Here is a 26,873-nt window from a genome sequence, read left to right as displayed (position 1 = left end):
TTGGAACAAGTGTTCTTTTTTATCTTTTTTTAAAAGACCATATCATCATCTAACATACAATAACTATAAGTTCCATAATGTTTGCTCTAAAAGTAAAGAATAGAAGCTCTTCCCCAAAATTCTATTACAGCTTATTTTTCATTCTTACTCCTTTCTAACTTCTCAACTAGCTATATTCACTTCATTTTGCACCTAAAAAAAGCGTGGTTTCCTTTTGAGGAAACCACGCTTTTCCAAATACTCTATTCTATTATACCCAACCTCTAAAGCGGCTAGCTTCTGCCATTTTACGCACACCAACCATATAAGCTGCTAAACGCATATTCACTTTACGAACTTGAGATGTTTCATAAATAGACTCAAATGATTTTACCATTACTTTTTCTAAACGCTCTTCAACTTCTTCTTCTGACCAATAATAACCTTGATTATTTTGTACCCACTCAAAGTAAGATACTGTAACTCCACCAGCACTTGCTAGTACGTCAGGAACAAGAAGAATACCGCGATCTGTTAAAATTTTTGTTGCTTCTAATGTAGTTGGGCCATTTGCTGCTTCTACTACAATTTTCGCTTTAATATCAGCGGCATTTTTTTCTGTTATTTGATTTTCAATTGCAGCTGGAACTAAAATATCACATTCCAGTTCTAACAATTCTTTATTTGTAATTGTATTGTTAAACAATTTTGTTACGGTACCAAAGCTATCGCGACGATCTAATAAATAATCAATGTCCAATCCATTTGGATCGTGCAGTGCACCATAAGCATCTGAAATGGCAATTACTTTTGCACCCGCATCATGCATAAACTTAGCTAAGAAACTACCAGCGTTACCAAATCCTTGAACAACAACACGAGCTCCCTTAATATCAATACCGCGTTTTTTCGCAGCTTCACGAATACAAATCGTTACACCTTTTGCAGTCGCTGTTTCACGTCCATGGGAACCACCTAACACAAGCGGCTTACCAGTAATGAATCCTGGTGAATTAAATTCATCAATACGGCTATATTCATCCATCATCCATGCCATAATTTGTGAGTTTGTAAATACGTCTGGAGCAGGAATGTCTTTTGTTGGGCCAACAATTTGGCTAATTGCTCGTACATATCCACGACTTAATCTTTCTAATTCACGGAAAGACATCTCACGCGGATCACAAACGATTCCGCCTTTTCCTCCACCATATGGTAAATCAACGATACCACATTTTAAGCTCATCCAGATTGAAAGTGCTTTCACTTCATTTTCTGTTACATTTGGATGGAAGCGGATTCCACCTTTCGTTGGACCAACAGCGTCATTGTGCTGCGCACGATACCCTGTAAATATTTTAACAGTCCCATCGTCCATACGAACTGGAATTTTTACTGTCATCATACGAACCGGCTCTTTTAGTAATTCATATACTTCGTTTGGATAACCCAATTTTTCTAATGCTTCATTAATAACAATTTGTGTTGAATTCAACAATTCAAAATGTTGTTCCCTCTGTTGTGTTTGTGTTTGAGTTCCCTTTTCGGCTACCATAGTAAGTAAACCCCCTGTAATTTCACTTGTTTAGTAAACCTTCATTGCCTAGTATACACCGTTAAATTTTGAATGCAATAGAAAACGCTAACAAATATATGCAAACTATTTTTTGTTGCAAGCGTTTTCACTATTATTATAGTCCTTTTATTGCTTTTAGAAAAGTAAAATACTCAAATATTTAAATGCTTTTTATCTCGTTTTAGAGCAATAAGGCTTCATCTCACAATTTAGAGAGAATCAAAGAAGATATCCGTAACAGCCCGATTGATGAGGGCTCATAATCAACGGGAGATGAAAAAACCTCACTGATTAAAGTTTCACTTTATCTCACCCTATCCAACAATCAAAATATGGTCATAACAAAAACCTCAAGCTATTGCTAATTAGCTGAGGTTTCCTTTTAAAATAAAATAATGATGTATTTGTTGAATCGCCTGAGAATCCATTAGCGATTTACCATACTCCATAATACGGTAAATCGTTACTGTTGCTGGATTACCATACTCCGCTAAAATCGCGATAAAATCCGCTTTTAAAAGCTTTGTTTCTTCCTCCATCCAGAGATAAAAACGTCCATCCCATGTGTACAACTTTCCGCCAGTAACTCCTAAGTTATATAAGCGTTCTGATAAATTGATTACATCCTCTAATGTAGCAAATTCATATAATATATGCTCACTCTCATCTAGAGTTACTTGCATCTCAATAAACTCATCGCGAAAATCATCTTCTATCTCCATATCATGATTTTCTTTTGTTACAATTACAACCATCCCTTGCGCTTGTAAGGAAAATACTTCAACAGCAACTGGGCCATTTGCTTCAAATCCAAGTTCTTTATTCGCTTCTTGCATCATATCACGGAATAATTGCTGCACTTTCGGTGCGTTTCTCCATAAATCTTCCTTGGTCAATCCACGTTCTGATAAATCATCAAATGTTAGGAAAATTTTTATTTTATTATAATTCAAGCGTTCCAACCTCATCTTATAACCTCCTTACGTAAAACCATCGCTTCTAATTTTTATTATATGAAATGAGAAATAGATGGTTCTTTTCGAACAACTATTCTGACATTTTTAACCATTCATCCCACTCTTCTTTTGTACTTCCTATAAATACATACTCACTCTCAAATGGCTGGTCTGTTGAAATATGTGTGATGGCTGATCCAAGAAGAGCTATACTAAGCTTTTCATGCTGAGTTTGCAAGCTTTGAGCTAAATGCATCGTATCTTGCACATGTTTCATTTGTAAACAAGATATCACTACATAATCCGGTTCCAATTGTACAATCGTTTCATTGATTTTTTCTTCTTGCAAGCCTGTCCCAATATATATAGTTTGGTAACCTTTCAATCGTAAATAGACTGTTAAAATAAACAGCTGTAATGCCTGAACTTCTCCCGGTCCACAAAATGCGAAAACACTTTGTAAAGCTGAGGACTTCGGTACATACGCGTTATGATAAATCATACCTATACGCGTGCCTAAAAATGATTCTACATATTGCATTTGTACCATTGTAACTTGATTTGTTCCTTCTAACTTCTCCAACTGTTTTGTAATTTCGAGAAATATGTGTGTAATCACCTTTTCAATTGGATATATACTAAATGCCTCATTTACGAATGCAGAAGCTTTTACTTCATCAAATTTTAGCAAAGAATGTAGGATATCGTCTACCAAAAGCATTTCTTTATTATATGCCATTTCTATTTCATTGTGATTTTGCAACCGATTTCTCTCTAATATTTGCACAGCTTGTCCAATTGCAATCCCTTTATTCACCTGGTCTATTAACCATTTTAAGATTTGTATATGTTCCTCTGTATATAATCGATGCCCCGCATCATTTCGTTTTGGGGCAACAATATGATAGCGTCTTTCCCACGCTCTAAGTGTACTCGGTTGAATCCCAAGCATCTTTGAAACTGCTTTTATATTATATTTTCCTTTTAAAGTTGGCATCATTTCCCCCACCTTAAAAATTAAAAATCTCCTATTCCTTTTGCTTTAAAGTAATGATATGGGTTTGAGCAGGTGCTCGGAAACGAAGCGGGACAAGTGTCGTTCCATATCCATTACTAACAAAAAGTGTCATATTCGAATAATAATATACGCCACCCTTTAAATATTTTTTAAAATGGAATAAACGAATTTGTCCTCCATGAGTATGTCCACTTAGTATAAGAGAAATTCCTTCTTCCCCAGACATTTTGTCTATAATAGCAGGATTGTGACTAATCAAAATTCGAAAACCATCTTCTTGGCAATCAGCTAATGCTAAATCTAAACGATCGCGCTCTAACCCTACATCATCTACACCGAGCAAACAAAGCTTCTCTCCAGCACCTGATTCAAATATCACTCGTGTATTATCTAAAACTTTTACACCATGTTCTAACAATAGAGCATCTAGTTCATGGTATTCAATTTCATAATCATTATTTCCCCACACAAAATATACAGGGCCTATTTCCCTTAACTGCTTAATATTGAAAGCGATTTGCGCTAAAGATACACCCTTTTCTGCCAAATCGCCACCAATAATTACAAGATCTACTTGTCCCTTCACTCTTTCGATTAATGTGCGGGACACAATCCTCCTATGAATATCAGAAATGAAGAAAATTCTCACCTTTTGAAAGCTTTTCGGAAAGTCTTTGAAGGTTAAAGTATGTTCTAATACTGTATCACGCATCGCTTCCCTATACATGATAAAGAAAAAAATAAACCCGAGACATATAAAGACACTACCTAATATGATCCATAGCATATATTCGTCTCAACTTCTCCCTTAGTAGAATATAATTCTTTTATTCACTTCATTTTGTCTAACAAAAATACATGATATACATTTCTCTTATTCATTCTTCTTCTCATGATTCGTAATAGGTATTTTCAATTTTTGTCCTACTTCTAACTCACGATTTTGCAAATGATTATATTCCTCTATCTTTTCAGCTCCATTTTCTCCAGGAAAGTATTTCTCGCCAATGCTCTCTAAAGTTTCCCCTTCTTTTACAATGTGAATTTTAGGTTTCTCTATTTTTTTCTGCTCCACTGATTTATTCGAATCAAAAAAGATAACTTCAAATGCTCCTCTATTGGTCTCATTCTCTCCTTTTGAACTTTGCACTTCAATATATTGATCTGTATACCATAAAATACATATTGGTAACAAGATAAATAAGAACGTTAATACTCTAACAAAGAAATGATTAATTTTAAATTTCTTCTTTTTATCTCTATGAACCTCGCTACGCGGCGGTAAACCTTCCTCTACCTGCTCTTGTTCCTGTTCTTCTTGTAATTCTTCCTCAAAATCAGGAATTTTCCTTCTCACGTTGGTCACCACCACCTTTCATTTATTTCCTCAATTGAAGCCCCATTATAAAATCAACAAGAAAGTGGGCGAAAATTGTTATAAGCAAATTCCCCGTCCATTGAAATACATATCCGAAAATAAAACTTATAATACAAACAAAAGAGAATAAAAATGGCTTCGTAATATACCGGATATGTAAAATGGCAAAGATAAGGCTCGCAAGTATAAGTCCAAAATGTGTTTGCAAAACACCCCGGAATAAAAGTTCTTCAGCAAATCCGATAAAAAAAGTCACAACTAGTAATTGCATCACTGACATTCCTCGGAACATGCGATCATTAATACCACCATCATCAAACCATGACTCCGGCAAGATTTGCATTGCAAGATAATCTACTAGCACAATCCCACAGGCAATCCCGCCGCCTATGAAAAGAATAGAAAACGGTTCCCATTTCCATAAATTGGAAAATTCTTCTTTTCCTGGAAATAATATATATGCTAGCAAACATCCAATACTTATTATAATCAGTTGTGTGATATAGAGGTTAAGTCGTATCTCTTTCGGACTCATATCTTCAACGCTACGCCTTTGAATATTCATCATTCCTCCGTTCTCCCATACCAAAGAGCAATTGTAACTCTGTTTCCCAATTATAGTCGAAAACTGACTGCCTTGCTCGTCTTTTTTTATACTCTTCTTTTATAATACCGCAGTAGTCACAACAATTTTTTATCTTATCTTCCTTTTCATACCCGAACAGCTGTAATAATTGTTCTCGTTTACAACCTTGAATTTGTAACCACGATTTCATCTTTTCTAATTGATTATATTTATTATAAAGGCGTTTCTCCACCTCTAATATTAATTTTTGCATCGTTTCATCTGACAAGTCTTCTAATATAAGCATATTTTGTTGTACGATTTCCATTTTTTCTAAATGATACTTAAGAAAACGCCAATGTTGTTCATTTAATCCTGCAGTATGATAACAAATTTCTGCCACATCTTCTATCGGTAATCTTTTCGTTTGAAGTAATTTTTCTTGTAATAAAGCAAATAAAAATTGAATTTGCTTTTTATTAGGCAATTCATCTTCAATAATAGAAATAGGTAAATCATGATCGAGTGGACTACATAATAAAATCGCTATACTCGCCTCTCCATCACGACCTGCTCTTCCTATTTCTTGCAAATAGGAAGCAATATTCGTAGGATAATGAAAATGAATAATATACCTTGTATTCGGTTTGTTAACTCCCATTCCAAAAGCACTTGTGCAAATAACAAGTTGCAGTTGGTCATTCATAAATTGCTGCTGAATTAACATCCTTTCTTCATGATCCATTCCACCATGATAAAAAGCAACATCTATTATTCCTTTACTCCTTAAATACTCCGTTAACCGCTCTGTCCAAGCTCTGCTGGAGCAATAAATAATTCCTGGCCCTTGTAAGTAAGAAACATGCGAAAGAAGCGCTTCTTTTTTTTCCTCTATCGTTTCTAAAAACTGTACTTCTATAGCGATATTCGGTCGATCAATTGAATACACATGCTGGGAGACATTCTTCAAGCCTAAACTTACTATAATATCTTGCAATACTTCCTTTGTAGCCGTCGCCGTTAATGCTAGTACTGGGGGACGGCCAATGCGCATAATTACTTGATCCAATTTTTTATAATCTGTTCGAAAATCATATCCCCATTGTGAAATGCAGTGAGCCTCATCTACAACAAACAAAGAAATAGGAATTTTTTTCAATTCTTTCATTAATAATTCAGATTGCAACATTTCAGGTGAAACGAAGACAAATTTATACCATGCTAACTGCTTAATCGCTTTTCTTTTCTCACTTAATGTACGAAAACTATTAAATGCAATGACACGATTTTTCACAACATATTTCAGCTGTGTAACTTGATCTTCCATTAAAGATAGAAGCGGAGAGACAATCAATACCGTTCCTCCTTGCAACAAACCCGGAAGTTGATAGCACATAGACTTTCCTTGTCCTGTTGGAAGCATTGCTACGACATCTTTCCCTTGCAGTAAGTCTGTAATAACCTCTTTCTGTCCTTGGCGAAACTCCTTGTATCCAAACCATTTATTTAAATGCTCTTCAAGTTTCATTTGTTCCCTCCAGTTGTGCTAATACTAGGCGAATTTCAAAATAAGAAATCTCCTCTCCTACCGCTTGTTTTAATGCACGTAGCTTCCTTGTTTGTAACGTTTCAATCACTTGTTTCACGCGTTTTATCTTATTCTTTTCAATAAACATTTCAATCGAAAAAGCTTTTTCTCTTAATGCAATTTCTACAAAATGATCTTCTATTGTGGCAAGTTTTAAATTTCTAATCACTGCAATTTCTTCTAATGAGTATCCTTGTTTCCATAGTCTATATGTTTTTTTTGTTGATAAACTAAACAAATCTTCTCTTTCATTCGGATAAGATACAATTTTCGTTAATAAAGGAAACTCTTTCTCTCTTTGACAAACAACTTGAATCATATAATGAATCGTGCTCCAAAATAACAAATAAACTCGAAATACATCTTCATTTATTATTTCAGCAAGCTGTTGCAGCGTATAACCAATTCGTTCATACCCTGTTAAACGATATGTCAAAATCGTCGCTTCTATTTCATCCATATTCTTTAAAATATTGTACATTTCTTCCCATAGTCTTGTTGCTAATTCACTTCTTACATATGGTAACCCAATCAGAAATTCTTTTACCCACCGAGTTACTTCTGGATCTTGTTGAATAGGAATAAACTTTGTGTTTTTCTGTTGTAAGTTCGATACTGTTTGAATCGTTAATGATAACCTTTTCCAAAAAACTTCGCCAAGATCCCCGTAATTCAATCCATCTAAGTGCTTTGGGAAAGCCATTGTCTTTTCCAAAGTCTCTAATTGCTTTTCACCACGATCCGTTAGTACATATGTATTTTCGTGCTTAACTTCAATCCATTCCGAAGCTAAAATACGTTCGATTTCTTGCTCATAATTAGATCTTGTCAACGATTTATATACACCAAAAAGAAATGAAATCCGAAATATTTTTCCATCCTGTAACGTTTGGGAGGAACGTTTTCCCTTCAACAAATAATAAATGGAAGAAACGGTTCGTTCACCATTCAATTGTTTTAAACAATATAATATAGTGTATTGAAATTGCATTACCGCTTCCACCTCTCGATATATTTTTCCTTCCTAGACACTTGGCTCCAGAAATAAATCAAAAGCTTTATGGATGAAACTTCCTACGCGCAAATTTTTTCAGAAGGAAATAATAGAAAAAGATTGAATACACTATCAATAACATTTATCTACCGCTAAACTTTTATCTTCTATTTCCTATTGTATCAAACTGCTTAGCATTTAGGCATTTTGAAAATCTTATGAAATAACTAAAAAATAAGTTGACACCCTAATTGATAAGCATTATCATTATAATTTTATGTTGAAAAGTTTGAAGAACCGTTTTACAATAGGATTATAATTTTTATAGCGAATGTTTCACATACATATTATCAGGAGGGAAAAAAGATGGCAAAATATACAATCGTTGATAAAGACACTTGTATCGCATGCGGAGCTTGCGGAGCTGCTGCACCAGACATTTATGACTATGATGATGAAGGTATTGCCTTTGTAACATTAGATGATAACCAAGGAATCGTTGAAGTGCCAGATGTATTAATCGAAGATATGATGGATGCATTTGAAGGTTGTCCTACTGATTCCATTAAAGTTGCTGATGAAACATTTGATGGAGACGCTCTTAAATTCGAATAGTCCGTTTATTAACTTCAAAAAATCCCCCTCATGGAAATGAGGGGGATTTTTTGTGATGCAGCTCAATTCAGCATAAGACAAAAAAGCCTCTCTGCTAATTAAAGTTTCAATTTATCCACGAACCTCTTCCATCTAGCTTCTCATCAATAGGTGGATACTAAAAAGTCATGAGCGGTATCTTCACCACTCATGACTTTTTATGCATTTTTCATTTTCGCAAATACCCATACTTTCAAACGTGAGAACAATGCTACAAATACAACTGTTACAGCAATTCCTTTTACTAAATTAAATGGCAGTATCGCCGTTACAATCATTTGTCGCATAGCACCGCTCGACATAGCTGGCGAATTTAAAAACCACGTGTACGCTGGTAAAATGATGAAGTAATTTAACACACTCATGATAAGAGCCATCATAATTGTTCCTAGCATCAAACCCGTTGTTAAACTTTTGATTGTACGGTGTTTTCGGAATAGGAACGCCGCTGGTCCAATAAATAAGCATCCCGCAATAAAGTTTGCGATTTCTCCAATTGGAACCCCGGTCAAACTCCCTTGAACTCCATAATACAGAATGTTTTTGATTCCTTCTACAACTACACCTGCAATCGGACTAAAAACAATCGCTGCAATTAATGCCGGTATATCGCTAAAGTCAATTTTTAAAAAAGGTGGAAATCCTGGGAATGGGAAATCCAACATCATAAGTAGATACGCAATACTACTAAGCATTGCCACACTCACCATTTGTACTACACTGTTTTTTTGTTTCATCCTGCTCTCTCCTTTTCCATCGATCATCTCATGGAAAGTAGAAAGGTTCTGCTATGCCTGCTTTTCCTATCATAAAAAAACCCTTTGCGTTTTACACAAAGGGAGAAATTTTAGGCACCTCAAACAGACGTCCAAATACTAATCTTTTTTGAACGCTTGAACCTCCATCTTCTCCCATCCAGACTGTACTGTCGGCTTTGGAATCGCACCAAATCCTGCCTTAACGGCTCGCGGGCTTAGAACTCACATATTCATATACTCATTCATTACCGCCGGTCGGGATTTTCACCCTGCCCCGAAGATAGACCGATATTCTATTTTCTTCTTCATTATACAACAACATGTGGCTGTTGTGAATAAAAAGATTGTAACTTATTAAAAATAAGTTATTTATTTTTAATCCACATCTTCTACCACCTATTACTTTACAATTCAAACCAATTATTTCATATTTTCCAGCTCAATTCTCTAGCTATCCATACAGAAAAGTGATAAGATGTTGAAGTGTTAAGATAAGAGCATTTTCTTAATATGGAGGAAATGTCATGAAAAAAGAGAAAAGACACTCAATTCGCGAAACGATGAAAAAAAACTTAAGAAAAGAATACTTTTATTTAAAAAAAGAATTGCTTTTCTATTGTCCAATTGACCTAGGCACATTTTCGACAGAAACATACTACGCTACCTTTGATAAAGAAGGAATTAGTATTTATCAATATGATAAAAGTGCGGAAAGTAAACTAAAGCTATGCGAGCGCCATGCATGGAGCAATTGGAGAAAAGTGAAAATCGATCATTACTTAACTACTTCACGATTCATCTTCCAAGGGAAACGAAATTGGATTCTTTCTCTGTTCCATAAAGGAAAAGATGCTCAAAAAATAATAGAAGAACATACCTCTCTACAAACAGAGGTTGTTTCTCGTTCTTTTTTAAAAAAACTACCAGGCTTTCGTTCGAATGTAACATTAAATCAATACATCGGCAGTATTTGTTATACCGCACTTATTGCATTTTTATTAAAATGGCTTATCCCATTTCAAGTACAAATTGCCCTGTACTCTTTTTCAATTGGGTGCATGCTTCTCGGTTTGTTATGCCTTACAATCGGTTTAATTGAACCGACGATTGTTTTATTTCGAACGAAAGAAAAAACAAGAGCAAAAGTCTTTTATTATTATAGCTATTTAGCTATTTCCGGATTTATATGTGTCTTTATTTTTTGGTAAAACAAGAGCTAGCTGAAGCTAGCTCTTGTTTTAATTAATATATAATCTTTGATTTGGATAAATTTGATCTTGCCGCAGTGCATTTTTCTTTTTTATTTTGTCTACCGTAGTCCCAAACTTATGTGCAATTTTAACGAGCGTATCCCCCTTTTGGACAACATATAAAGACGATGAAACGACTTGATCCCACTTTTCATCTAAAACAAGTAATGGATTCATTGCATTTCTTTTTTCAATTGTCCAATTTCCTTGATGAATTTCTAGGTGTAAGTGCGCTCCTCTCGATTCACCTGTATTTCCAACCTCACCGATGACTTCACCGTTTCGAACGCGATCTCCTTGAATAACATATCGCTTATTTAAATGAGCATAAACAGCTTCATATTTCCCATGTTTTACAAATACAACATGTCCATAACTATTGGAAAAGTACGATTTTGTTACGATGCCATCTCGAATCGCTACAACAGGAGTTCCAACTTGAGCGGCAATATCAATCCCATAATGTTTTCCATGTCTAGTCCCAAAGTAGTCACTAATTCTACCGTCGACAGGCCATGTCCACTGATTTTCATCAGCATAAACATATAATTGGGAACAAAAGAATAATCCTGTTATGATGATACCAATTTTAAAAACTTTCATATGTATCCTCCGCTTTCTATTAGCCGTTATCCTTTCTCTATTGTGGTATAATACGGAAAAAAGTATACAAAAAAAAGAAAGTGATTTAGTCCACTTCCTTTTTTCCGTTATTCCGAAACACAATCGCACTTCGATTATATTCAACATCAGCAATTTGCAAACGTGCATTCACTACTCTCGCAATCGCAAATAAATAATCAGATAACCTGTTCACATAACGCAGAACAACTTCATTTATTTCTTCTTGCTTTCTTAATGATACAATCGCTCGTTCCGCTCTTCGCGTTACTGTTCGAGCAATATGAATCGCAGCAGCCGCTTTGCTTCCCCCCGGCAAAATAAAACGTTCTAACGGAGGAGCTTCCTCTATATATTGATCAATACGTTCTTCTAAATATTCCACCATCTCATCTGTCACTTTATAAGGTACTTTCTGCCCAACAATGGCCAAATCTCCTCCACAATCGAATAATTCATGTTGAATATTTTCACATTCCTGATAAATGTCTTGAAATTTTCCATCTTGTAAGAAAGTCATAGCATATCCAATATGAGAGTTCACTTCATCAATCGTACCATATGCTTCCACACGATAATGATCTTTATCCACTCGTCCACCAACAACACTTGTTTGTCCTTTATCTCCCGTTTTAGTGTACAGTCTCAGTTCAGCTCATCCTCTCTTCAATACAGTGAAACTTTAATCAGTGGAGTTTTCTTCATCCCCCACTGATTATGAGCCCTCACCAATCGGGCTGTTACGGGTAGCCCTACTCCCACCTATCTTCCTTTCTTCTTTCTGAATCTTAAGATGGAGTCTTACTACCCTAAAATAGCGGGATAAAAAGTTCTACTATCCTTTATTCAATCGAGAAACAATCTTCAAAATGAATAAATAAAATAGTAGAACTGTTATCCTTATTCCTTATATAATGCCCATGTTATATATATTACAACGCATGATTTGGTAAGTATACAAAGAAGGTTGTTCCTTCTCCAACAACACTTGATACCGAGATTTTTCCATCATGACTTTGAACAATATTTTTCGCAATCGCAAGACCTAAACCAGTACCACCTGTTTTTCCTCTCGTTCTTGCTTTATCCGCTTTATAGAATCGATCAAATAAAAATGGAATATCTTCTTCAGGAATACCTGCACCCGTATCTTGCACTTCAAATACAATTCCAGCATCCTTCTTGTCAATAACAAGTTTCACATGCCCATCAGCACTTGTATGTCTAATTGCATTATCAATCAAATTCGTCAACACTTGCTCTAGTCGATCTGGATCAAAAGTATGCTCTGTAACCTCCGTGCGAAAATCAACAGTTAACTTGACCCCTTTATCCTGTGCAATCCCTTGGAATTTACGTCCGATTTTCTCAACAAACGGGTGAATCTCCACTTCAGACATATGCAATTCCACATGTCCACTTTCCATTCGAGCCAAATCTAAAAGTTCATTTACAAGACGCCCTAAACGAACAGATTCATCGTAGATAATTTGTACAAATTCGTTTATTTCTTCTTTTGTTTGAACAACATCATCTAAGATTGCCTCACTGTATCCTTGTAGCATCACCATCGGCGTGCGTAGTTCATGTGATACATTCGCGATAAAATCCTTTCGCATTTTTTCTAAGCGGCGCTCTTCTGTCATATCTCGAAGTACAGCCACTGCTCCACGAATTTTCGTTTGATTATAAAGAGGCGTCATTAAAACAACATAATTTCCCTTTTGGAGATTCATTTCAATGACTTGCTGTTGTTCACTCTCAGCAACAAAATGGAACTGTTCCACAAGCTCAGGCGGCAAGTTTCTACTTAACTCCAGGTCGTTTTCTTCTTGCCATACTTGCAAGAAATGTTCCGCTGGCGGATTAATGACAACAACTTCCCCTTCTTGATTTAGCGTAATTACACCATCAGCCATACTACTTAAAATGCTCGATAGCTGTTCTTTTTCTTGTTGCAGCGCATTCATATTAAACTTCAATTGCTTTCCCATTTGGTTTAAAGCTGTAGCTAACTCTCCAATTTCATCTTGGGAAACCATCGGCACTTTCGCATCAAATTTACCGCGCGCTACTTCAAATGCTACTTCACGCATCTTACGGAGCGGCGCTGTAATTCGTGTTGATAAGAAGAAAGCAAAGAATGTTGTTAAAATAATCGCAATTCCGGCTGATAGAAAAATAAAATCCGTTGCCTTTTCCATACCTTTTATTGGAACTTGTAATGATTCATATACAAATACCGCGCTATTCTTTGTTCCTTTCAACGGCTTACCGACAATCATAATATCATTTTCGGAACTTTGTTTTGTTTTCCCATCAGGAAATTGTCTAATTTTATTTTTATTTTCTTTCTGGTTGATAAAAACAGCTGCTAATTCTTTATCTGCTTTTAAATCGTCTATCGTAAGTGTGACCAATCCTTCTTGTTTCGGAGAAGCAGAGAATTCCTTACCATCTTTCACAATAATAATGCGTGAAAGCGGGTCACTAAACTTATATGCGATATTCTCAATCGTTTTTACATCCGCACCTTCTTCAACAAGCTCTGTGACACTTTGAGCTACTTTCGTCAGTCTAGTCTCACTCAAATCGACATAATACGTTCTAAAAAACTGGGAAAGTAAAATCGCTACAAAGCCAAGAACAAACGAAACAAGCAGTAATATGGTCATCCATAACTTACCTACTACACTCCGCCAAAGCATCAGTCGTTCACAACCTCAAACTTATAACCCACGCCCCATACAGTTACAATCATCTTCGCTGCATTAGGTGATTTTTTACTGAGCTTCTCGCGTAAACGCTTCACATGTGTATCCACTGTACGTAAGTCTCCAAAGAATTCATATTGCCACACTTCTTTTAATAATTGTTCACGATCAAACACTTTATCTGGAGACTTCGCTAAGAATAGTAACAATTCATACTCTTTCGGTGTTAAATTTACTTCCTGTCCATCTGCTGTAATGCGATGAGCATCATTATCAATTGTTAGATGCGGGAATACAATTACATCTTTCGTGGTTGTATCTTGTGTAAAGAATGTTGTCGATACAGAACGGCGCAATACAGCTTTCACACGAAGAACAACTTCGCGCGGACTAAATGGTTTTACAATATAATCATCAGATCCAACTTCAAATCCTTGTACTCTATTTACTTCCTCACCTTTAGCTGTCAGCATAATAACTGGTGTTGCTTTTTTCTCACGAATTCCTTTACAAACTTCTATTCCATCTTTTCCAGGCATCATAATATCTAATAGAATTAAATCATAATCATTTTGCAGTGCCTTTTCTAAAGCTGTATCACCATTGTCAGCTTCATCAATTACGTAGTTCTCTCTTTCTAAATACATTTTTAATAAACGACGAATTCGATCCTCATCATCTACAACTAAAATTCTTGGTTCGTTTTCCATTGCTACCCGCTGCGGCTTATGTTTCAAAATGACCGCTGCGGTTCACACCTACCTTTCTCCAATATAATCCTATGCTTATTCTCATTTCATAAGGAATCATGCTAAAATGATCCATTCTTCACTTTAAATATTATACTTCACAAGAATAATAAAGTTTGTTCATTATTTTTCTAAAACTATGTATTTTTCTTGAACAAGCATTTCGGCCTCGACATTATTTTACAAAATTGACCTGTACTTTGTCATGTTTTTCTCAAAAAAGAAAAACATTTGATAAAAATATAGTAGGAAAGTGACGCTCACTTTCCTACTAGCTACTATTAAAACTTTTTCTCTTATACGACTGATTCTATTTTCCTTATAATAAAAAGGTACGTTATGCGTAAGAATGCAGCCCGGCAATAATTAAATTTACGGCAATAAAATTAAACATAATAATCGCAAAACCGATTACTGCGAGCCATGCAGACTTCTCACCATGCCATCCTTTCGATAAGCGTAAATGTAAAACTGCTGCATAAAAAAGCCATGTAATAAGTGCCCAAACCTCTTTTGGATCCCATCCCCAAAAACGCGTCCACGCAATTTGCGCCCAAATCATTGCAAAAATTAGCGCACCTAGAGTAAAAACCGGAAAACCTATCGCAATCGAACGGTACCCAATTTCATCAAGCAAATCACTGTTAGCATTTTTTAAAATCGGTTGAAGGGCTGCTGATATTCTTTTTCGTAATACAAGCCTTGCTATGACATACAATCCTGTTCCAATAAGAAATGACCAAATTACCGTATTTAATTTTTTTGCATTTATTAGCGCTGGCATATCTATGACCGGCTCAAACTTTCCATCTGTTATTAATTTTCCTTCATTCGGCCCAACTAAAGCAGGTAAATGATACTCCATTTCAGCCTTTTGTTTGTTCTTATCCACCCACTGAAACTTCGCTTCATATTTCATTGCAGAATAAGTTGTTGTTACCGCTATAAATCCAACAGCACAAACAAGTGTAAATACAACGGTTTCTAGCCAAAATGTTCGCTTTGTGCTCCTAGATTGATCGACATTTTTCAGTAAATACATAACTCCTGTAATAAAGCTAATCGCTAAAATAGCTTGTCCAGCTGCCGCTGTTGTCACATGAATATGTAACCAATTACTTTTCAAAGATGGGATAAGCGGTGAAATTTCCCTCGGAAACATACTGGCATAGGCAATTAATAATAACGCTACCGGTAAGGCAAATAAGCCAACTATACTTATGCGATACATAAAGTACATAATAATAAATGCACCAACAAGCATCATGCCAAAAAATGTACCGAATTCAAAGAAGTTACTCACTGGCGCATGTCCAGAAGCAATCCACCTTGTTACAAAATATACTGTTTGTGAGGCAAATCCTAAAATTGTTATCGCTATCCCTATATTTGCCCACTTTCGGCCTTTTTCTTTTATTGCTCCTCCAAAAAAAAGCGTTGCGATTAAATATAAAATAAAAGCGATAAATAAGAAATTACTGCTTATTTGCACCATATATTCTCCCCACCTTAGCTAATTTTTTTATCATTCACTTTATCGTATGGTTGCGGAATAGATGTCCCTTCTAGTACTCTTTCAATATCTTTACGTAAACCAAACCAGTTTTTATTCGTATGACCAGCAATCCACCATTCATCTTTTACGCGTTGTATCCAAATACGGCGATGATTCCAATACATCCCTTGAATAACACCAACCATAAATATAAATCCTCCAACTCCAAGAATCCATAACGTTAAATCTTTTCGAACAACGAGTGCTGTTGCGTTTTGCATTTCTACTCCTGCAAATGCCAGTTTATATTTATTATTTCCTTCTGGCTCTATATTTTGTTGAATTCCAACGAAACTAATTTCTCCTTGGGGTGTTTCAGGTGTAAACATTTTAAACACAAACGCCGGATTATTGGGAAGCTTCGTTTTTGTATTCGGTTTACCGCTCTCATCAAAATAAAAATCTGGGAAATAGCTTAGTAGTGTAAGAGAATATCCATTTCCTAAGTCATATGATTCCTTAGGATGGTTTAAATCAACCTTAATCGGTCCCCATTTTTGCTTTGTTTCTTTATTCTGTAAATGGAAGGACATACTCCGAAATTCACTTTCTTTATAAGAATATTGATAAAGGGCGAAATGATTAAATTTAAGCGGTTCATTTACGCGGATTTTCGCTTCTTTTACTTTTTCTAATTTTGGTTTTTGTCCTGCCACTTTTTTCCCAACCGCTTTATATAAAATAGCATTCGTTTGATAGTTTTTCGCAATCATTTTATCTCCGATTCGATCAATAGCGGTATCAAATTTCTTATCTTCCTCATTTTCTTTATCATAAACTTCTTTTATAAATTTCTCATTTTTTAAGTAATACTCCCCGTTTGTTCCCGGGATTTCCTTCGTTTCTCCATCCCTTATCCAAACGGATTCATCTACATACATACTAGGAAGGACACGAAGCATTGCTCCGAATAAAAAAATGATAAGACCAACATGATTCACATATGGTCCCCAACGGGAAAAACGTCCTTTTTCCGCTAAAATGTTTTCACCGTCGACTCTTACATTATAATTTCTTTTTTTTAAATTCGCTTGAATCGTGTCCAATTCTCCTTCTTTCGGTGAAGCCGTTCCATATAATCGCTGTCTTTTTAAAAAACTCGGATGTCTTTTGACCCCTTGTTTCTTTAAAGCTTTATAAAGTGGAATCACTCGGTCTAAACTACATATCACAAGCGAAACTCCAATTGACGCAATTAAAATTATGTACCACCATGAACTATATAAGTGATTAAAACCTAATTGATAATATAATTTTCCTAAAAAACCATACTCTTGTTCATAATATTCACTCGGTGTTACACCTGAAGGAATATACATTTCTTGCGGGAATATTGTCCCTATAGCAGACGCTAATAGCGTAATCACAATGAGCCATACTCCGACTTTGACAGAAGAAAAGAAACTCCAAATCTTATCAACAATCGTTTTCGTTTGTGTAATAGAGCGCCTTGCACTTCCCTCGTAACGCATATCTAATAGCTTGGCACTTTCATTGTTTTCAAAAGGCTTACCACAAGATTCACAAAAAATAGTTCCTATCGGATTCACATGTCCGCATTCACATTTCACCTGTTCCAACACTTTCACCGCCTCTTGTTTCTATCACTATTGTATAATCTGAAACAAATTTCACGCAATACTCAGAATTTTCAACTTAGGTACTATACTTATAGTACCTCGCTAAATATGTAAAGGCTTACCCAATTATGGAGTAATCTTCTTTAAATATTCTTCCATTTGTTCTTTTGTTTGTGTCCCCGTAATCATTTGGATTACCTTTCCTTCTTTATCAATTAAAAACGTAGTTGGTAGTGGACCGACTCCATATGTATTAATAACTTCTGATCCTTTATCAATTGCAACAGGGAACTTTAATCCATATTGATTTACAAAATTTTTCACCGCGATTTCTGTTTCATCTGCATCTAACGCAATGATTTCTACACCTTTTTCTTTATACTTCGGATATAGCTCATTCATATAAGGCATCTCTTTTTCACAAGGCTTACACCATGTTCCCCAAAAGTTTAAAAATATTCCTTTTCCTTTTAAGTCTTTTCGTTCTATTTTCTTTCCGTCTAAAGTTGTCACAACGAAATTAGGTGCAACTTTTCCAACTTGCATTTTTTCTTTATCTGCAAAAAAGTTTTGATATAATGTAAAACCAACTGCCACGCTTAAAATCAGTAAGATCAGAACGCGAAATAGTAAACGATTCTTTTTCATCTCCCCACTCCTCTCTCTAGTTCATATCTATATAGGTACAAAATCACATAAAGTGAACCGTTAATCAGTGAGGTTTTCTTCATCCCTCACTCATTATGAGCCCTCGCCAATCGGGTTGTTATGGTCAGTAAGGCTCCCACTTATTTTCACAAAATGGTCTCATGTAACGAATCACCAGTGGAACAATCCACTGGTGATTCGTTATCTTGGCTTTGTAGATGCCAATGCACGCAGTTGTTTCACTTCATGCGGCGTCAATTCTCGTGCGTCACCAGGGCGCAAGCTACCTACTTCTAAGAAAGCGTATCGTTCACGCTTTAACTTCATGACTTTACAGCCAATCGCCTCAAACATACGGCGAACTTGACGATTGCGTCCTTCATGAATTGTCAATTGTACAATTGACATTTCTTTACGCTTATCCCAAGAAATAATTTTCACACGTGCCGGTGATGTTTTTCCATCTTCTAATATAACGCCTTTTTCCAACATGCGAATCTTTTCGCCTGTCAGCGGACCTTTTACCTTTGCAACATATGTTTTTTCCACCTTGTACTTTGGATGCATTAATATATTTGCAAAGTCACCATCATTTGTCATCAATAACACACCGGATGTATCATAGTCTAAACGCCCAATCGGAAATAGACGTTGCGGGATATCTTGGAAAAAGTCTGTAACAACCTTTCGTCCTTTATCATCTGATACACTCGAAATAACTCCTGTCGGTTTATATAATAAGAAATAAACAGGCTCTTCTTTCTCAAGAGGAATATGATTTACTTCTACTTTATCTTGAGGAGTTACCTTTGTGCCTAATTCGGTCACAATTTTTCCGTTAACTTTCACTTTCCCTTGTTGAATAAGCTCCTCAGCCTTTCTTCTTGATGCAATACCTGCTTGTGCAATCACTTTTTGTAGTCGTTCCATTTCCTTTTTTCACCTCAAATTTATCTTACCTTCATTAGAAACACTTGGCAACCGCCCAAGTCTTGTAGCGATTTACTCTAGTTTTCTCCAAACAACATAGGTATAGTGTAAACTTCAAAGGGTCAATAGCAAATTTTCCCCTTTATTATTATTGATGTTCTACTAGTTGTTTACAACAAAAGTTCATTATTTTGTCAAATTTACCGCATAAAAAAAACGCTATTAAGCGACACCTTAATAGCGGCTGTATACGTATTATAAGTGAATAGGAGAAAAAAATGAATAACTTTAATGAAATAATAATGAAACAAATACAATCGAACAAATAATCCCAATTAAATCAGCAAACAAACCAACCTTTAGTGCATCCCCCATTTTCCGAATTCCGACAGCACCAAAGTACACTGTTAAAATATAAAATGTCGTATCTGTACTTCCTTGCATCGTAGACGCTAATCTACCAATAAAAGAATCCGGTCCATATGTAGCAATTAAATCGGTCGTAATGCTCAAACCTGCCGATCCAGAAATCGGGCGTATAAGCGCAAGCGGAACAATCTCTGCAGGTACATGAATTATATCTAATGCGGGCTTCATAACCGATATCATCGCATCTAGCGCGCCTGATGCTCTAAAAATGGAAATAGATACAAGCATCCCTACCATAAATGGTAAAATAGAAATCGCAATTTGAATTCCTTCTTTTCCACCTTCTACAAATGATTCATAGGTCGGAACCTTTTTGATTGTCCCATATAATAATATAAATCCGATCACACATGGAATAATCCATAGTGATATAGTGTTAACAATACTCACTTTTTCCGCCCCTTCCTACTTCTTCTTCGGTAAAAATAGCGGTCAATCCAAATTGCTCCAATCATAGAAATGACTTGTGCTATAAATGTTACCCCTACAATTTCAGTTGGGTTCGCCGATTCATATGTCATTCGAATTGAAATGACAGTCGTTGGAATTAGTGTAATGGCAGAAGTATTTAGCGCTAAAAATGTTACCATAGAGCGGCTCGCAGAATCTTTCCCGCCGTTCAATTCTTTTAACTGCTCCATTGCTTTAATCCCAAGCGGTGTCGCTGCATTTCCTAATCCAAAAAAGTTTGCCATCATATTGGATAAGATGAACCCCATTGACGGATGATTTTTTGGTATTTCCGGGAATAGTCTTTTTGCAATTGGCATAAATAACGAAACTAACTTTTTTAACAAACCTGCTTCTTCTGCAATCTTCATTAAACCTAACCAAAATACTAAAACACTTATTAACCCTATACAAATTGTTACAGCATCTTTTGCCCCTGCAAAAACAGCTTTATTTACTTCTTCCATCGTTCCATTTACCATCGCATATACAATTCCAATAACTGCCATTGCCACCCATACAAGATTAACCATCGCCGTTCACACCTATCATATGAGAAAAAATTTCTCTCACATTATTCCAGTACGCCCCTGTTGTAGCTACTAATTTCCTCTTACTATAAAATAAATTTCGTTCCCCTACTTTTTCATTTCCTACATAAATAACTATTTTCCCTACTTTGTTTCCATCTTTTAAATTTGCACGTTTATCCAATTCGACTCTTAATAAAACTTTATTTTTTTCATCACTTGCTAACGGCACTGCAAAACCATTCTTTGTATAAACATGATGAGCATACTTCTTTTCTTTCAATTCCGGAAATGCCCCTTGTGCTAACACTTTTGTTAACTTATATCGTTTAAATCCTTGATCAAATAAATACATATGATCATCCCAATCACTCGAGGCTTTTAGCGTTACTACAATGAAATCCAAACCATTTTTTGATGCTGTCGTTACAAGGGTACGCCCTGCTTTTTTTGTAAATCCTGTTTTCCCTCCAGTTGCAAATTCATAATATGACGTAACAAGCTTATGTTTATTTTTCCATGGGTAATCCCACGATTCCGATTGGTATGTTTTTGTCCCAAAAATCTTTCGAAATGTTTCATTTCCCATTGCATACTTTGTTAAAAGTGCCATGTCATAAGCAGAAGAATAATGCGTGCCATCACCATCTAAACCATGTGGGTTCGAAAAGTGAGTATCTTTCATTCCAATTTCTTTTGCTTTTTCATTCATTAAATACACAAATCCCTCTATACTTCCACCAACTTTTTCAGCAATCGCTTGCGCTGCATCATTACCAGATCGAAGCATTAAACCATAAACTAAGTCCTCTAATTTCACTTTTTGTCCAGGTTTTAAATAAATCGCTGAGCCTTCTACACGAACTGCCTTGTTACTAATAGAGACCATTTCCTTCATTTTTCCCGATTCAGCAGCTAGTAACGCTGTCATGATTTTTGTAATACTAGCAATTTTTTGTGGTTCATGTTCACGTTTCCCATATAAAACACGCCCTGAATGTTCTTCCATTAATACAGCATTATGGGCACTCACATTGTTCATTTGTGCATATGTAGAATTAGGCATCGTATGCATACACATAATAAGAAGTGCAACTATCACCCAAGCTCGTTTCATACTTCCCCCACGTCCTTTTGGCACTTTTTTGTACAAGTGTATGCTTGGCCTTTTAAAATATGAATAAAATATTCTTTCTGCCACCACAAGAAAAGACGCACAAACATGCGTCTAATACGGAATCCATTCCAATTGTTTCGCTTGCTCAAATCTCTTTTGTACATCTGGCCAATTTACAACATTCCACCAATTTTTAATATATTCTTCTTTTTTATTTTTGTATTGTAAATAATAAGCATGTTCCCATACATCAAGCACCAGTAATGGTACTGTATCCCACTGGGTAAATAATTGATGCAATGTACTCTGTAGAATCTCTAACCTTCCTGAACGCGGGACCCAAACAAGAATCGCCCAACCAGCCCCTTCTACTTTTGATGCAGCTTCTGTAAAATGCTTTTGAAAACGTAAAAAGCTCCCGAAATTTTTTTCGATTTCTTCTGATAATTCCCCCCTTGGACTCCCGCCGCCATCTTTTTTCATATTATTCCAAAATATCGTGTGTAAATAATGCCCTGAACCATGAAAGGCAGCTTCTCTTTCCCAATGTTTAATTAAATCAAATTTATTTGTCCTCCGTGCTTCCTCCATCATTTTCTCCGCTTTATTTAACCCTTCTACATAACTACGATGATGCTTATCATGATGCAACATCATAACCTCTCTGGAAATATAAGGTTCCAAATCATGATATGGATACGGTAATGGAGGCAATGTATGTCCTCCAATTGGAACCGATCTATCTAAATACGTTCGTTCATATAATTCACATTGTTCCTCTTCTTGCATAAATACTTCTTGTAAATGATGTTGTATATGTTCTACATCCTCGCTAATTTCATATAGAAATTCTGCGTCTGTCTCGTATTCATTTTCTTTCATACGTTCTAACAAGCTTTGAATTTTATAAGCAAGCATATGGACATCGTATACTTCCATTGCACGGCTATCTAATACATCTAGAACACTTTCACACCAGCTCTCTACTTCATGAAAGTAATCGGTAAATACACCTTGTTGGCTCATGTCACACCTCCTCGATGCTATCCACTTTAACTATATTCACCATCATTCTCTTATATACCGTCTAAACAAGGAAAAGAAGCTAGGTTTCTTCTAGCTTCTTTTCCTTGTTTCTATCCTTTGGCATCCCATATTAATATTTGTGCAGCATTTTAGTCTGATAATCTGTTTCATAATATTCTAATTCCTCACGCATTGTCTGGAATTTCCCTTCTAATTCTTTCATCACCTTTACCATAGAAGAAGGTGGTGTTCGTTGAAATACAATCGAATTTTTTCCAGTGTATGCTGATCGACTATTTTCATACCACTGATCATTTTTTGGTGAAAAAAATTCAGCAATAACTTGATGATAAATTTTGTACAATGTTTTTTCAGCGGCTGTTTTTCGAAATGGTTGACTATTTAGCAAAATGAGACATGCATCTAATCCTTCTTCACAAAAAACAAGTAATCTTCTTACAGCTGCTAGTAATCCTTCATAGTAATTTTTATCACCTGTTGGTGCCTCTTTTAATAAAGAAGGTAGCGAATGATAGTTCACATAGTTTGTCATCAGAGCAATTACTTCCTCTAAAAATGCTGAAACCTGTTCTGTTTGATTCTCAACCATTGAATTAGACATACCCTTTTCTCCCCTTTGCCATTTTACACAATCTCTACTTGTTTCTTCTCATGTAGTTCAACCAAAATCTCTTGTACTTTTCCCACTACACTTTCATCAAAAATGTCTTGAAAATCCTCTATTCTATTGATATACACGCGTTTTTGTCTATATATATCTGGATTTTTGAGAAAATATGCAAGAGCAGCGATATCGCGTAAATATATGTCTTTTCCTTCTATTTTAAAAACTGGCTTTCCTTCAAAGGGGGTAATTTCATGCAAAATTTCTTCAAAGTATCGGACATATAATATAGAAAATGTTTTTTCCTTCCCATTACATATATATGTAAACTCAGATCTATTGAAAAAATCCTCAGACGTATTCGGTTGCGCTTTTTCTAATTCCCATCCTGCATAACCTGTTATAATCATCTCCGGCCCCTCTTCCTTCTTTTTGCTTTAGTTTAACTTATTTCCAGAATAAAAAAAACATTCTGAATCAATATTAAATGAAAAATAGAAAAAACCACTGCACTATTTTGGAATTCACCTTTTTATTTTCTTTGAAGTTTGTCATAATAAAGTATATTGTTGTCTCAGTTTTCTTAAACAAGGAGAGTTGTATTTATGTCGTTTTCATGGAAACGTTTATTACAAATTGGAAAATTTATTTTCCCGTTTGTTGTACTGACAATTGTTTTCTTTCAAGCACGGAAAGAACTAGCGGGGATTTCATTTCGCGACGCAATCGAAACAATTAAAAACATCCCAACGGGAGGGGTCTTTTTAGCGATTACACTTGGTGCATTAGCTGTATCAACAATGTTCTTTTATGACTTCGTTATGCTCCGGCACTTGAAAACAGATATACCTGTCAAAAAAATCTTTCGTGTTTCTTGGACTGCTAACACTTTAAATGGATTTCTTGGCTTTGGTGGTCTAGTTGGAGCTGGTGTACGTACGATATTATATCGTCCTTACATAAATGAAAATGGAAAGCTGATTAAAAGCATTGCTTGGATGACAACTGCTTTTATTAATGGATTAGCGCTTCTCTCATTTCTTGGTCTTATTGGAATATTGGATACACAGTTTATTTTGCATGAAAACCCTTGGCTATGGCCCGTTCTCATCTTCTTCGCTCTTTTTGTTCCTCTATATATTGGTTTTTCAAAACTAAAAAATAGAAAAAAACAAAATGTAGATGGACAAGAAGAAGAAAAAAATCCAACCGTTCTCTATTCACTTGTTTCTTTAGTGGAATGGCTTTCTGCTGGAATTGTTATGTATGTGATTTTGATGCTATTTGGAATTCACATCGATTTCCGTAAATTTTTAGGGGTATATGTAATTGCTGCTTTAGCTGGGGTTATCAGTCTTGTCCCAGGTGGTCTTGGTTCATTTGACCTTGTATTTTTGAGTGGTTTAGGACAATACGGGATTGATACAGGCGTTTTATTACCTGCCATGTTACTATACAGACTTGTATACTATATTTTACCGTTTTGCCTCGGCCTTATATTTGCTGCTTTTGAAATGACAGGGGCTGCTCTAAAAAAAATGGAAGACAAACCATTTATCGCACCCGCTTTAGAAACAACGGGGGTTCTTTGGACATTACAGCGCGATTTCATCGGAAAATTAGGATCTTGGGCCTCAGCAGCGCTAACAGCTTTTGCTGGTTTAATGGTTATTTTGTCAACGATTTTACCGACGAGTATAGACCGAGCACATGCATTACATATTTTAGCACCAAAACATCTCATTCAATTTTCTTTTAGCTTATCACTCACATTTGGTATCCTTCTTTTTATTTTATCAAGAGGGATTTACTATGGAACAAAACGGTCTTACTATATGACCATCGTCTCATTAATTGGTGCTGCTATTTTTAATACGTTAAAAGGGATTGATATTGAAGAAACTTTCATTTTACTAATTGTACTTGCTGTTCTATACATGCTCCGAAAAAGGTTTGTACGTGAGAGAATGGAAGTATCTTTCTCAGATATCATAAAACTATTTATATTTTTATTCATTATTTTATATTTGTACAAGAACTTAGGAGTTGTATTTGCAGAAGCAAAAGATGCATTTAAACCTGATTTTGTCGTTCGTAATATTACACAAGTAAAACGAAGTGCACTTGCAGCTGCGTTCTTTGTGCCAACTTTTTTACTTATCGGTTCGCTCATTGCCAACCGTTACCGCAATGAATTTCCTGGGCAACCAGCAAACGATAAACGTTTGCAAAATTTTTTAGACCAATATGGTGGAAACGTATTAAGCCATCTAGGCTTTTTAGGAGATAAACAATTCTTCTTCAGCAGTGATGGAAAAGCACTTCTTTTATTTTCTATCACAGGAAAACGGTTAGTCGTACTCGGCGATCCAATTGGTGATCCTACTTCCTTTCGGACAGTACTGCAAGAATTTCTAATAGAAGCTGATCGATTTGGCTATATTTGCGTTTTTTATCAAATTGAAAGTAGATGGATGAGTTTATATCATGACTTTGGCTATAACTTCTTTAAACTTGGTGAGGAAGCTGTTGTAGACCTAAATACATTTACGATTTCCGGAAAGAAACGTGCTGGATTACGCGCTACTTTTAACCGTTTTGAACGAGAAGGTTACACGTTCTCGATTCACCAACCTCCATTTTCAGATGCGTTATATGAAGAGCTAAAAAAAGTATCGGACGCATGGCTTGGCGGAAAAAAAGAGAAAAGCTTTTCGCTTGGATATTTTGATAGAGAGTATATCAATCGTGCTCCAATCGCTACTTTATCAGATGCAGAAGGCAAAATAATCGCCTTTACTACATTTATGCCTGTTTACCAAAGCGGTATCCTTTCTGTAGATTTAATGCGCTATTATCCTGACGCACCGAGCGGAATTATGGATGCAATCTTTATTCATCTATTCCAGTGGGCGAAAGAAAACGATTATCATTCCTTTAATATTGGTATGGCACCTCTTTCTAATGTTGGATTGTCTGCTCAATCATTTTGGTCTGAACGAGTTGCCGCTGCTATTTTTAACAATGTACGTTATACATATAGTTTTAGCGGGTTACGACATTTTAAAGAAAAATATAAACCAGTTTGGAGCGGAAAATATTTAGCATTTAGGAAAAACCATTCATTACCCGTTACAATGCTTGCTGTAACAAAGTTAATAGGAAAGCGAAAAAGCAGCTAAT

At 35.6% G+C, this 26,873-nt stretch carries 26 protein-coding genes and 1 riboswitch; of the genes, 3 read left to right on the top strand and 23 right to left on the bottom strand.

Features of this window, described 5'->3' with window-relative positions; all coding sequences use genetic code 11:
* Positions 1 to 250: 250 nt before the first annotated feature.
* The 8 genes from gudB to BCER98_RS06470 form a co-directional block, all read right to left on the bottom strand.
* Entirely contained in the window at positions 251 to 1,534 is a 1,284-nt protein-coding gene (gene gudB / locus BCER98_RS06505) for an NAD-specific glutamate dehydrogenase (protein ID WP_011984289.1), read from the bottom strand.
* 386 nt (positions 1,535 to 1,920) lie between these two features.
* Positions 1,921 to 2,523, bottom strand: coding sequence for a genetic competence negative regulator (locus BCER98_RS06500; RefSeq protein WP_011984288.1), 603 nt, complete (start codon positions 2,521 to 2,523; stop codon positions 1,921 to 1,923).
* Between the two features lie 79 nt (positions 2,524 to 2,602).
* A complete protein-coding gene (locus BCER98_RS06495) occupies positions 2,603 to 3,508 on the bottom strand; it encodes a MerR family transcriptional regulator (protein WP_041809581.1) in 906 nt (301 codons plus the stop codon).
* Between the two features lie 31 nt (positions 3,509 to 3,539).
* Positions 3,540 to 4,316: a metallophosphoesterase gene (locus tag BCER98_RS06490; protein WP_041809578.1), complete on the bottom strand. Its 777-nt coding sequence runs from the start codon at positions 4,314 to 4,316 to the stop codon at positions 3,540 to 3,542.
* A gap of 87 nt (positions 4,317 to 4,403) precedes the next feature.
* Positions 4,404 to 4,886 carry a LysM peptidoglycan-binding domain-containing protein gene (locus BCER98_RS06485; RefSeq protein ID WP_011984285.1) on the bottom strand — a complete coding sequence of 161 codons (483 nt, stop codon included), beginning with the start codon at positions 4,884 to 4,886 and terminating at the stop codon, positions 4,404 to 4,406.
* 22 nt (positions 4,887 to 4,908) lie between these two features.
* The gene (locus BCER98_RS06480; protein ID WP_041810299.1) at positions 4,909 to 5,472 is read right to left on the bottom strand and encodes a CPBP family intramembrane glutamic endopeptidase; all 564 of its coding nucleotides are present in this window, start codon (positions 5,470 to 5,472) and stop codon (positions 4,909 to 4,911) included.
* Complete coding sequence (locus BCER98_RS06475) at positions 5,453 to 7,000, bottom strand: RecQ family ATP-dependent DNA helicase (RefSeq protein ID WP_011984283.1); 1,548 nt, start codon at positions 6,998 to 7,000, stop codon at positions 5,453 to 5,455. Before BCER98_RS06475 ends, BCER98_RS06480 begins: the two co-directional genes overlap by 20 nt.
* Positions 6,990 to 8,051 (bottom strand): helix-turn-helix domain-containing protein, encoded by a 1,062-nt coding sequence (locus tag BCER98_RS06470; protein ID WP_011984282.1) that lies wholly within the window; start codon positions 8,049 to 8,051, stop codon positions 6,990 to 6,992. Before BCER98_RS06470 ends, BCER98_RS06475 begins: the two co-directional genes overlap by 11 nt.
* Before the next feature lie 369 nt (positions 8,052 to 8,420).
* Between BCER98_RS06470 and BCER98_RS06465 the strand changes: the two genes are divergently transcribed.
* Complete coding sequence (locus BCER98_RS06465; protein ID WP_011984281.1) at positions 8,421 to 8,669, top strand: ferredoxin; 249 nt, start codon at positions 8,421 to 8,423, stop codon at positions 8,667 to 8,669.
* Between the two features lie 197 nt (positions 8,670 to 8,866).
* On the opposite strand, the gene BCER98_RS06460 is transcribed toward BCER98_RS06465, so the two are convergent.
* On the bottom strand, positions 8,867 to 9,445 hold the full coding sequence (locus BCER98_RS06460) for an ECF transporter S component (protein ID WP_011984280.1): 579 nt from the start codon (positions 9,443 to 9,445) through the stop codon (positions 8,867 to 8,869).
* A gap of 162 nt (positions 9,446 to 9,607) precedes the next feature.
* Positions 9,608 to 9,752, bottom strand: a riboswitch (FMN riboswitch).
* Positions 9,753 to 9,990: 238 nt separating this feature from the next.
* Between BCER98_RS06460 and BCER98_RS06455 the strand changes: the two genes are divergently transcribed.
* Entirely contained in the window at positions 9,991 to 10,674 is a 684-nt protein-coding gene (locus BCER98_RS06455; protein ID WP_011984279.1) for a hypothetical protein, read from the top strand.
* A gap of 30 nt (positions 10,675 to 10,704) precedes the next feature.
* Here BCER98_RS06455 and BCER98_RS06450 read toward each other — a convergent pair whose 3' ends face one another.
* The 14 genes from BCER98_RS06450 to BCER98_RS06385 form a co-directional block, all read right to left on the bottom strand.
* Positions 10,705 to 11,319 (bottom strand): peptidoglycan DD-metalloendopeptidase family protein, encoded by a 615-nt coding sequence (locus BCER98_RS06450; protein WP_011984278.1) that lies wholly within the window; start codon positions 11,317 to 11,319, stop codon positions 10,705 to 10,707.
* An 85-nt stretch (positions 11,320 to 11,404) separates the two neighbouring features.
* A complete protein-coding gene (locus BCER98_RS06445; protein WP_041809574.1) occupies positions 11,405 to 11,986 on the bottom strand; it encodes a cob(I)yrinic acid a,c-diamide adenosyltransferase in 582 nt (193 codons plus the stop codon).
* A 283-nt stretch (positions 11,987 to 12,269) separates the two neighbouring features.
* Entirely contained in the window at positions 12,270 to 14,045 is a 1,776-nt protein-coding gene (locus BCER98_RS06440) for an ATP-binding protein (protein WP_011984276.1), read from the bottom strand.
* Positions 14,045 to 14,761, bottom strand: coding sequence for a response regulator transcription factor (locus tag BCER98_RS06435; RefSeq protein WP_011984275.1), 717 nt, complete (start codon positions 14,759 to 14,761; stop codon positions 14,045 to 14,047). The genes BCER98_RS06440 and BCER98_RS06435 overlap by 1 nt, the downstream gene beginning before the upstream one ends.
* Before the next feature lie 376 nt (positions 14,762 to 15,137).
* A complete protein-coding gene (ccsB, locus tag BCER98_RS06430) occupies positions 15,138 to 16,295 on the bottom strand; it encodes a c-type cytochrome biogenesis protein CcsB (protein ID WP_011984274.1) in 1,158 nt (385 codons plus the stop codon).
* A gap of 14 nt (positions 16,296 to 16,309) precedes the next feature.
* On the bottom strand, positions 16,310 to 17,938 hold the full coding sequence (gene resB, locus BCER98_RS06425; RefSeq protein WP_011984273.1) for a cytochrome c biogenesis protein ResB: 1,629 nt from the start codon (positions 17,936 to 17,938) through the stop codon (positions 16,310 to 16,312).
* A 123-nt stretch (positions 17,939 to 18,061) separates the two neighbouring features.
* Positions 18,062 to 18,583 carry a thiol-disulfide oxidoreductase ResA gene (gene resA, locus BCER98_RS06420; RefSeq protein ID WP_011984272.1) on the bottom strand — a complete coding sequence of 174 codons (522 nt, stop codon included), beginning with the start codon at positions 18,581 to 18,583 and terminating at the stop codon, positions 18,062 to 18,064.
* 201 nt (positions 18,584 to 18,784) lie between these two features.
* Positions 18,785 to 19,513: a 23S rRNA pseudouridine(2605) synthase RluB gene (gene rluB, locus BCER98_RS06415; protein WP_011984271.1), complete on the bottom strand. Its 729-nt coding sequence runs from the start codon at positions 19,511 to 19,513 to the stop codon at positions 18,785 to 18,787.
* A gap of 288 nt (positions 19,514 to 19,801) precedes the next feature.
* Positions 19,802 to 20,332, bottom strand: a complete 531-nt coding sequence (gene spmB / locus BCER98_RS06410) for a spore maturation protein SpmB (protein ID WP_011984270.1) — start codon at positions 20,330 to 20,332, stop codon at positions 19,802 to 19,804.
* Positions 20,329 to 20,925, bottom strand: coding sequence for a spore maturation protein SpmA (gene spmA, locus BCER98_RS06405; protein ID WP_011984269.1), 597 nt, complete (start codon positions 20,923 to 20,925; stop codon positions 20,329 to 20,331). The genes spmB and spmA overlap by 4 nt, the downstream gene beginning before the upstream one ends.
* Complete coding sequence (locus BCER98_RS06400; protein ID WP_011984268.1) at positions 20,918 to 22,039, bottom strand: D-alanyl-D-alanine carboxypeptidase family protein; 1,122 nt, start codon at positions 22,037 to 22,039, stop codon at positions 20,918 to 20,920. Before BCER98_RS06400 ends, spmA begins: the two co-directional genes overlap by 8 nt.
* Positions 22,040 to 22,150: 111 nt before the next feature.
* On the bottom strand, positions 22,151 to 23,065 hold the full coding sequence (locus tag BCER98_RS06395) for a superoxide dismutase (RefSeq protein ID WP_011984267.1): 915 nt from the start codon (positions 23,063 to 23,065) through the stop codon (positions 22,151 to 22,153).
* A gap of 130 nt (positions 23,066 to 23,195) precedes the next feature.
* Entirely contained in the window at positions 23,196 to 23,687 is a 492-nt protein-coding gene (locus BCER98_RS06390; RefSeq protein ID WP_011984266.1) for a YpuI family protein, read from the bottom strand.
* A 23-nt stretch (positions 23,688 to 23,710) separates the two neighbouring features.
* Complete coding sequence (locus BCER98_RS06385) at positions 23,711 to 24,100, bottom strand: hypothetical protein (RefSeq protein ID WP_011984265.1); 390 nt, start codon at positions 24,098 to 24,100, stop codon at positions 23,711 to 23,713.
* A gap of 195 nt (positions 24,101 to 24,295) precedes the next feature.
* On the opposite strand from BCER98_RS06385, the gene mprF reads away from it, so the two are divergent.
* Positions 24,296 to 26,872: a bifunctional lysylphosphatidylglycerol flippase/synthetase MprF gene (gene mprF, locus BCER98_RS06380; protein WP_011984264.1), complete on the top strand. Its 2,577-nt coding sequence runs from the start codon at positions 24,296 to 24,298 to the stop codon at positions 26,870 to 26,872.
* Position 26,873 lies beyond the last annotated feature (1 nt).

It is taken from the genome of Bacillus cytotoxicus NVH 391-98 (assembly GCF_000017425.1).
Classification (GTDB): domain Bacteria; phylum Bacillota; class Bacilli; order Bacillales; family Bacillaceae_G; genus Bacillus_A; species Bacillus_A cytotoxicus.
This window is presented reverse-complemented; position numbering and strand designations above follow the sequence as displayed.